General features: G+C 59.8%; 4 protein-coding genes. 2 read left to right on the top strand and 2 right to left on the bottom strand.

What is annotated here, in order from left to right; genetic code table 11:
- The first annotated feature begins 196 nt into the window (after positions 1 to 196).
- Together H5U08_RS12595 and H5U08_RS12590 are read left to right on the top strand one after the other, a co-directional pair.
- Entirely contained in the window at positions 197 to 550 is a 354-nt protein-coding gene (locus H5U08_RS12595; protein WP_297033586.1) for a hypothetical protein, read from the top strand.
- A gap of 405 nt (positions 551 to 955) precedes the next feature.
- The gene (locus H5U08_RS12590; RefSeq protein WP_297033583.1) at positions 956 to 1915 is read left to right on the top strand and encodes a hypothetical protein; all 960 of its coding nucleotides are present in this window, start codon (positions 956 to 958) and stop codon (positions 1913 to 1915) included.
- Positions 1916 to 1993: 78 nt separating this feature from the next.
- Here H5U08_RS12590 and H5U08_RS12585 read toward each other — a convergent pair whose 3' ends face one another.
- Both H5U08_RS12585 and H5U08_RS12580 read right to left on the bottom strand, forming a co-directional pair.
- Entirely contained in the window at positions 1994 to 2884 is an 891-nt protein-coding gene (locus tag H5U08_RS12585) for an FHA domain-containing protein (RefSeq protein WP_297033581.1), read from the bottom strand.
- A 220-nt stretch (positions 2885 to 3104) separates the two neighbouring features.
- On the bottom strand, positions 3105 to 3680 hold the full coding sequence (locus tag H5U08_RS12580; protein WP_297033578.1) for an HIT domain-containing protein: 576 nt from the start codon (positions 3678 to 3680) through the stop codon (positions 3105 to 3107).
- Positions 3681 to 3805 lie beyond the last annotated feature (125 nt).

Raw genomic sequence — 3805 nt, 5'->3', positions numbered from 1 at the left:
TGACACGGCACCGTCGACGCGGTCACTCAACCAAAGAATTTTTGTTAAGAATCAGCCCTGGAATTCGTCTTAATTAATGAACGAGAGTATGGGTGAGAGCAAACCGGTAGCCACGAATAGCTCTTGGGCCGTAAAAAGTAGAGCCCCCTGGTTGCTGCCTGTTGACCGCGCTGTCGATTCTTACTGGAGGTCAAGTATGGATATCGCCGAACTTCTGAAAAACTGCCAGAACCTTGATCGCAGCGAACTGAAAAAATTGCTCGCCAACGCTCCGGCCATTCAAGGGGCCACCTTTTCCGGAGGATTGATATGCAGTCCCTTCCCCGTGGCCATTTTGACGTGGTTGTGCGATATTTTGGCCCGCCGCTATCCCAAGCTTCCCTGGACCTTGATCAAGGGCACTCTCACTCTGTTGGAACTATGTCCGTTCTCCGCTATGGGGCTCGTTGATGAGGCGACCGTACATCGGCTGGTTCAGGCATCGGCGGGATCTGAGGTGGACGCCCCTTCAGGTGGTAAGGCTGAAACAGCCAAGGCCGAGCGTAATTGAGCGAGTAGTCGAGATCCCCAGCCCCTGGAACGCCCGTGGAAGGCGTCGCTCCAAGCGACTGGAAAGTCCGGTTTCACCCGGCCCGTAGATCTTCGGTAGGAGGCACGTGTCAGGCCCGCTTTCGGAGGGACCCGCTTGTCGGGTCCGCCGAACATCGATCGATAACCCATTCTTTTTCCTCGGGCACGACAAGCGTGCCCCTCCGACCCGTTTCGACGGGGACTGAAGTACCGCGCGGAAAGCGGGGCTAAAGCCCCGTACTCCATGAGACGCTCGGAAATTCCTCTTGACGGGTCACGCCCATTTGGCTACCGTCCCAAAACCGCGGAAAGTCTCTACCCTCCGGTGGTCTCAAACAACGAGGGGGTGAAAAGAGCATTGGACTGATGGGTGTGGCGAAGATCGATGGGTGCCGGCCTTAAACCCAGTGACGTCAGTAAAGGACCTTCCTGGCAGGGGGTTCCCCTCCAGTGGAGAGTCCTTTACATCTGCGACCGCCAGCGGACCGGCGGCTGGCTGGTGGAAGGCCTGGCCGGCGAAGCCCCCGTGGAAATTGAAATCCATGAAGCGACGGGAAGCGTCTCGGGCCTTGCCCGACTGCGCGACGAAGTCTTCGAGGCCGTTTTCATCGCGCATGCACCGCCGGAGTTGGATGCGATCGAACTTGTCGCCGGTTACCGGACGGGCGGCACCGACGACCCGCTCATCGTGCTGGGGCGACCGAGCGAACAAGAACTCGCTGTGGCCTGCTATGAAGCCGGGGCGGACGGCTATCTGTGCGTGAGCACGGCCACCACGCAGGCCCTCATCTGGACCACCGTTCGCGCTGTCCAGCGCTGCCAGTTGCTTCGCCAGAATCGTCGGTTTGTCCAGGCTGAACGGCAGCGAGTCCAGCGGGAACGCGAAGAAGCATTCCGCATCCTCCAGCATCAGAAAGCCGTTCTTCGGGAACTGGACAAGCTGTCCCGACGGTCACGCCACTCTTTCGACGGGTTATCTCCCCCCATCACCCCGCCAACAGAAGACGATCCGCCACAGGTCCCCCACACGCTCATTGTCCACTACCGTGAACTTCTGCGGGCTTATGTGATCATGGGGAGCGGGCATCTCGGCAGCGAACTTCGGCACCTGGCGGAGGTCTTTGCCACGGCCGGACTTTCAGCACGCGAAGTGATGCAGCTCCATCTCTATGTGACGGCCGACCTGCTGAAGGGATTGGGCTCACGCAGCACACGCCACGTCATCACCCGCGCGGACCTGCTGGTCATCGAGATCCTCCTCCAGCTTGCGGAGGTCTATCGGGCAAGATATCGCGAGATGGTCCGACCGCCCGTCCAGTTGTTCTTCCGCGGACTGGAACAATAGGCAAGAATAGTTGCCGAAAACTGTCTTTTCGGACTGGGCGTCCCTCTCTGCCGCCCCCCTGTTCCTGCAAGGGACGTTTCACCGCCTGAAAGGCCACCATCCCGTCCGCGATTTGGCCATCTTGCGCGCATGAGAAGGCTCTGACGCGCTTTCTCCCGAAGCCGAACGGCCTTTCTCATTGGCTGGGGATTTGCCCGGGCGATTTTCATCGTTCCCATTGAGAACGATTGGCGCAAGCGGCTCCGTATCGCTGCGTGAAATCACGGTGGTAAACGGGGGAGGCCGATCTGCCCATGGATCGTCCGCTGCCGACTCGGGAGGGCGCGGCTGTTCCGCAGGATGGGATGAATCGCGATTCTCTTCAGGTCCCTTTTCTGCCGGCGGGGCCGGAGACGATTCTCCCCCGGGTTGCCACGCGCTGAAATCCGGCAGAGCACCGTCAGACGGAGCAATGGCGGGCGGCGTACTCTGTCGAGCGAGGGGCGCTTCGGCATTCGGAGAGGAACTCAAAAAAGGCTCCGGTTCGGTGGCAGGTTCGGGGGAACTGGACTGGACTGGTTCCACGCCGGGCAACGGTTTCTCTTCTGCTGCAGGTTCGTCGGCGAAGACGATGTCGGAGGGCGTCTTCGAAGCACCTTCGCCGGATACGGCGGACGGCTCGTGACAAACGGCTTTGGGGGAGGTCTCGTAATCCACCCGGAATGTTAGAGGCCCCAGACTGAAGACCGCCCCCGGGGGAAGAAATGCTTCCTGGACTTGTTCGCCGGCCACGTACGTCCCATTGAGCGAGCCGAGATCCCGGATCTTGACGAGTCCACCATCCTCAAACAATTCGCAATGCCGACGACTGATCATCGGGTGGATGATGGTGAGATCCGCTTCGCGACTTCGCCCAATGACCGCCGGGAGTGTAATGGCCACGCTGTCTTTGTTGGCCTTACCGCGGATGACATGAAGGCGAACGAGCATGGGGGAGGGATTCGGTTGCAGATGAAAAATAACGGTTTTGCGAAGGGCACCATCGCGCTGTTAATTATTTTAGCTTGCAAAATTCTGGCACTCAATCCCGCAAGAGGTTACCCCGACGCCGTGGAAGGCGTCCCGCCAAGGGACGCAGATTCCACCCGGGCCACGAGACACCCATCTCTCACGCCGTGACGAACCAACGCGGGCCGCTCCCCTTCTCACCCTATTCCTGTGACGGCGTCCCGCCCTGCGGCGACTGGGCCAGTTTCTGGCGGAGCAACTCCCACAGGGCCTCCAGGGATTGGGGGATGACCTTCACATTCGCCAGGACGGGCATGAAGTTGGTGTCGCCATTCCAGCGGGGAACAACATGCCAGTGAAGATGCCCCGGCAGTCCCGCGCCCGCCACCCGACCCAAATTGAGCCCCACGTTGAACCCCTCCGGTTGCATGACGCTCTCCAAAAGCTGGATCATGCGGGTCAACGTGAGCATCAGGGCGGTGTGTTCCTCGGCAGTCAACTGGGACGGATGTCCCACGTGTCGCAACGGTGCGATGAGGAGATGCCCGTTGTTGTAGGGATAGCGGTTCAGGACCACGACGGTTCGATCGTCTCGATACACCACATAGCGTTCCGGGCTGTCCGGATCAGCCACGGCCTGGCACAGAAAACAGCCAGGATCGGCCTCCGGGAGTAGCCGCTCAGCGGGGATAGACCGCTCCGCCGGGCGATCACACCCCTCGATGTATGCCATGCGCCAGGGAGCCCAAATGAGATCCCGTAATCGACCTTCGTCCATAGTTCCTCGTCTGCAGCCTCGCTCGAAACCCTTGCTTATCTGTCTCGGATGTGTTTGCGAAAAAAACCTATTTTCCCTCTGGAGGCTCCGCATCGGAAGTGATTTCCACCTCAGCCAGGAAATAG

Origin of the sequence: Thermogutta sp., from assembly GCF_014359955.1 — a bacterium.
Lineage (GTDB): Bacteria > Planctomycetota > Planctomycetia > Pirellulales > Thermoguttaceae > Thermogutta.
This window is presented reverse-complemented; position numbering and strand designations above follow the sequence as displayed.

Coding starts and splice junctions, on each gene's coding strand:
- H5U08_RS12595 (WP_297033586.1), top strand. CDS start 197: ATGGATATCGCCGAACTTCTGAAAAACTGCCAGAACCTTGATCGCAGC.
- H5U08_RS12590 (WP_297033583.1), top strand. CDS start 956: ATGGGTGCCGGCCTTAAACCCAGTGACGTCAGTAAAGGACCTTCCTGG.
- H5U08_RS12585 (WP_297033581.1), bottom strand. CDS start 2,884: ATGCTCGTTCGCCTTCATGTCATCCGCGGTAAGGCCAACAAAGACAGC.
- H5U08_RS12580 (WP_297033578.1), bottom strand. CDS start 3,680: ATGGACGAAGGTCGATTACGGGATCTCATTTGGGCTCCCTGGCGCATG.